Below are 4,664 nucleotides of genomic sequence, written 5' to 3'. Positions count from 1 at the left end.
CCGCGAAGAAGAAAGAGTATGAAGCGTTTCGCTTGTTTCGTCAACCTTCTTTTTTACTCGCTCCACTTAACATTTGCATGGGCTGTGTTGCGAGGGGGCGAATTATAGCCAAGCCGCAACCGGCTTGGCAAGGGACTTTTTTGAGGGCGAAAAATTAAGCGCTTACTGGCCCTCGTGGCGCCGGCGACAGCCGCGCCAATTCCTGGTCCGTGAACAGGCGCGACCGGGTAAGAAAGCGTCGCCCGGTACCATTATCGAGCGAGAACATGCCACCATTGCCCTGAACCACATCGATGATCAGCTGCGTATGCGCCCAGTACGCGAACTGTTCACCGCCCATGTAGAACGGCACGCCATCAAGCTCACCCAGGTAGACGTCGGTGTCGGAGACGGCAAAGTCACCAGCCGCGTAACACATCGGTGCGCTGCCGTCGCAGCAACCGCCCGACTGGAAGAACATCAGCGGGCCGTGCCGCGCACGCAGCGTTGCCAGCATCTCCAGTGCGGCCGGCGTGGCCGTTACCCGTTCGATGGGGTGGCTCATTGCACCTCCCTAGAAGAAGCCCAGCGCATTGGGGCTGTACGATACCAGCAGGTTCTTGGTCTGCTGGTAGTGGTCGAGCATCATTTTGTGGTTTTCGCGGCCTATGCCCGACTGCTTGTAGCCACCGAACGCGGCGTGAGCGGGGTACAGGTGGTAGCAATTGGTCCACACGCGCCCCGCCTGGATGGCGCGACCGACACGGAATGCGCGCGAACCGTCGCGTGTCCACAGACCCGCGCCCAGGCCATACAAGGTGTCGTTGGCGATACGCAGCGCGTCTTCCTCGTCCTTGAAGGTCGTGACCGACACCACCGGGCCGAAAATCTCTTCCTGGAAGATGCGCATGCTGTTCTCGCCCTTGAACACCGTGGGGCGCACGTAATAGCCCTCTTTCAGATCGCCATCCTGGACATGGCGCTCGCCGCCGGCCAATACCTCGGCGCCCTCCTGCTTGCCGATGTCGATGTACGACAGGATTTTTTCAAGTTGCTCCTGCGAGGCCTGGGCGCCGAGCATGGTACCGGCATCGAGCGGGTTGCCCTGCTTGATGGCAGCGACGCGCGCCAGTGCGCGTTCGATGAATTTCTCGTAAATCGATTCCTGGATCAGCACGCGCGACGGGCAGGTACATACCTCGCCCTGGTTCAGCGCAAACATGGCAAAGCCTTCCAGGCATTTATCGAAGAAGGCGTCGTCGGCGTCCATGACGTCGGCGAAGAAGATGTTGGGGGACTTGCCGCCCAGCTCCAATGTGACGGGGATCAGGTTCTGGGCCGCGTACTGCATGATCAGGCGCCCGGTGCCGGTCTCGCCGGTGAAGGCGATCTTGGCGATGCGCTTGTTCGATGCCAGCGGCTTGCCCGCTTCCAGGCCATAGCCGTTGACGATATTGAGCACACCGGGCGGCAGCAGGTCGCCGATCAGCTCCACCAGCACCATGATCGAGGCCGGCGTTTGCTCCGCAGGTTTCAACACCACGCAGTTGCCGGCAGCCAGCGCGGGCGCCAGCTTCCACACCGCCATCAGGATGGGAAAGTTCCACGGGATGATCTGGCCGACCACGCCCAGCGGTTCGTGGAAGTGGTAGGCATAGGTGTCGGCATCGATCTGCGCCACCGAGCCTTCCTGGGCGCGGATGCAACCAGCAAAGTAGCGGAAGTGGTCGACCGCCAACGGCAGGTCGGCATTGGTGGTTTCGCGGATCGGCTTGCCGTTGTCGATAGTCTCGGCAGTGGCCAGCAGCGCAAGGTTGGCTTCCATGCGGTCGGCAATCTTGTTGAGGATGTTGGCGCGCTCGGCCTGCGAAGTTTTGCCCCAGGCTGCCTTGGCGGCATGGGCGGCATCGAGGGCCAGTTCCACATCCTCCGCCGTGGAGCGCGCCACTTCGCAAAACACCTGCCCGGTGATCGGCGTGACATTTCCAAAGTATTCGCCCTTGACCGGCGCCACGAACTTGCCGCCGATGTAGTTGTCGTAGCGCTGTTTGAAGGGGTTTTCTACGCCCAGTGTGCGGATGTCTGCCAGATTCATGTCGTCCTCTTTCTCGTTGGTGTCATCGAAAATGCGGAAACTACGGTCCTCTCCTGATCGTCCAGACGGTCAGAGATCTACCCTGCCACAACTGGGCCATGCATGGCGCACGCTGGGCGGCCACCGTCACACCATACGCGCAGTGTCAGCACAATGGCAACAGCTCCCTTATGATGTCCGCACCATCCTGACACGGAGTCTTTATGCAGCAGTACCCTGTTCGCCGTAACGCGATGACCGCACTGATGGCCCTCGGCAGCATCGCGACGGTGACCGCAGCCAGGGGCGAAGACGCGACACCCTTGCCGCTTGCCGACGTGGTCGTGGTCAGCGCCACCCGCATCGGCCACACCGTGTTCGACATGCCGGCCGCGATCGACGTCGTCGATGCGTCCCGCATCCAGCAAAGCCAGCCGCGCGTCAATGCCTCCGAAGCGCTGGCGGCAGTCCCGGGCCTGGTGGCGCAGAACCGCCAGAACTATGCACAGGATCTGCAGATTTCCTCGCGCGGCTTCGGCGCCCGCTCCACCTTCGGCGTGCGTGGTGTGCGCCTGATCGCCGACGGCATCCCGGCCAGCATGCCCGATGGACAGGGCCAGGCTGCCACCTTCAACCTCGACATGGCCGAACGCATCGAAGTACTGCGCGGCCCCTTCTCCGCCATTTACGGCAACCACTCGGGCGGCGTGATCCAGCTGTTCACGCGCGATGGCGATGGCGCGCCCACCATCGAAGCCGGTGTCAGCGCCGGCAGCTATGGCAGCCGCAAGACCGACATCAACGCGCAGGGCAAGCAGGACGATATCGGCTATGTGCTCGACGCCTCGCGCTTCCAGACCGACGGCTACCGCGCCCACAGCGCCGCCACGCGCGACCAGGCATTCGCCAAGCTCACACTGACGCCGATGCAGGACGCCAAGCTGACCATCGTCGCCAACGGCCTGCGCCAGAAAGACACGCAGGATCCGCTCGGGGTGTCGTGGGCCACTTACCAGCGCGATCCGCGCGCGGGCGAAATCGACGCCTCCGATACCCAAACCCCGAAGCGCACGCTGGCGGACCGCTACGACACCCGCAAGAGCATCGACCACCAGCAGATCGGCGCCCAATGGACGCAGCAATTCGGCGACGACCGCTTGCGCGTGATGCTCTACGGCGGTAACCGCCAGGTGGTCCAGTACCAGTCGTTCTCGCGCGCGTTCCAGGCCCCAGGCTCCCATTCGGGCGGCGTGATCGATTTCGACCGCGATTTCTACGGCGCCGATATCAACTGGACCCACGTCAGCGCGCTGGCCGGGGGCAAACTGAGCACCACGTTCGGGCTCGAATACGGCCGCTCGGACGATGACCGCAAAGGCTATGAAAACTTCATCGGCAACCAGCTCGGTGTCCAGGGTGCGCTGCGCCGCGACGAGCAGGATGTCGTGTCCAGTGTCGATCCCTACCTGCAGGCAGAATGGCAGGCCGGCGCCTGGATGCTCAGCGCTGGCGTTCGCCGCAGCACGGTCAAGGTGGCCGTCGACGACCGTTTTCTCAGCAACGGCAACGACAGCGGCGATCTGACCTTCAGCCATACCACGCCGGTATTCGGGGTGTTGTACCGCATCGCGCCGACGGTCAACGTGTACGCCAGCGCCGCGCGCGGTTTCGAAACGCCCACGCTCAACGAATTGTTTTATTCGGCCACCGGCGGCTTCAATTTCAACCTGCGCCCCGCTGAGAGCACGCATGTGGAAACCGGCGTCAAAGCCAAGCTCGATGAGCGCACCAGTTTGAGTGCCGCCCTATTCCAGGTACGTACCAGCGACGAGGTGGTGGTCGCCAGCAGCAGCGGCGGCCGTACCAGTTACCGCAACGCCAGCAAGACGCTGCGTCGGGGACTGGAAGTCTCGCTCGAGTCGAGCTGGCGCCATGGCCTGAGCACGCGCGTGGCACTGACCGCGCTGCGCGCCATCTACGACCAGGGCTTCGGCGCCGTGCCGGAAGGCAGCCGTCTGCCTGGCGTACCCAAGGCCAACGTCTATGGGGAGCTGGCGTGGAAAAACAGCACCGGCAGCTTCGGCGCTGCGCTGGAAGGCATTGCCACCAGCAAGATTTACGCAGACGACGCCAACGGTGATCAGGCGGCTCCCGGCTATGCCATCGTCAACGCCAGCGTGAATGCGCGGCAACAGTGGAATGGCTGGCGCTTCCGGCAGTTTGCTCGCTTGAACAACCTGTTAGACAAAAACTATGTCGGCTCGGTCATCGTCGGCGACACCAACAAGCGCTATTACGAAGCTGCGCCGCAGCGCAACTGGCTGCTGGGCATGAGCGCCAATTACCAGTTCTAGCAAGCTAATTTAGCTAGCAGTTTCATGCCGCACCGGGGCAGTTCTGGCATTGGCGCTCAGGCTTGCGCCGTGCGTCAGGAGAAGGCCGTAAAAAGAAGCCGGAATGAAAAAAGCCCCACCAGCGTTGCGCGCTCGGTGGGGCTTTTAGTATAACTAGCYTGACGATAACCTACTTTCACACTGGTTGCAGCACTATCATCGGCGCAAAGTCGTTTCACGGTCCTGTTCGGGATGGGAAGGGGTGGGACCGACTTGCT

3 protein-coding genes and 1 rRNA gene are annotated in these 4,664 nt (G+C 62.4%); 1 reads left to right on the top strand and 3 read right to left on the bottom strand.

Annotated elements, in window-relative coordinates:
* Positions 1 to 154: 154 nt before the first annotated feature.
* Complete coding sequence (locus tag ASF61_RS11300) at positions 155 to 544, bottom strand: DUF779 domain-containing protein (protein WP_056155606.1); 390 nt, start codon at positions 542 to 544, stop codon at positions 155 to 157.
* Between the two features lie 9 nt (positions 545 to 553).
* Positions 554 to 2,074: an aldehyde dehydrogenase gene (gene adh, locus ASF61_RS11295; RefSeq protein ID WP_056155602.1), complete on the bottom strand. Its 1,521-nt coding sequence runs from the start codon at positions 2,072 to 2,074 to the stop codon at positions 554 to 556.
* 203 nt (positions 2,075 to 2,277) lie between these two features.
* Here adh and ASF61_RS11290 point away from each other — a divergent pair, with 203 nt between their 5' ends.
* Positions 2,278 to 4,407 (top strand): TonB-dependent receptor, encoded by a 2,130-nt coding sequence (locus tag ASF61_RS11290; RefSeq protein ID WP_056155599.1) that lies wholly within the window; start codon positions 2,278 to 2,280, stop codon positions 4,405 to 4,407.
* A gap of 156 nt (positions 4,408 to 4,563) precedes the next feature.
* On the opposite strand, the gene rrf is transcribed toward ASF61_RS11290, so the two are convergent.
* Positions 4,564 to 4,664, bottom strand: a 5S ribosomal RNA gene (gene rrf / locus ASF61_RS11285); the annotation flags it as partial.

The sequence above is a fragment of the Duganella sp. Leaf126 genome, from assembly GCF_001423125.1.
Classification (GTDB): domain Bacteria; phylum Pseudomonadota; class Gammaproteobacteria; order Burkholderiales; family Burkholderiaceae_D; genus Rugamonas.
The sequence above is the reverse complement of the archived record's forward strand: the minus strand, read 5'-3'. Positions and strand labels throughout refer to the sequence as shown.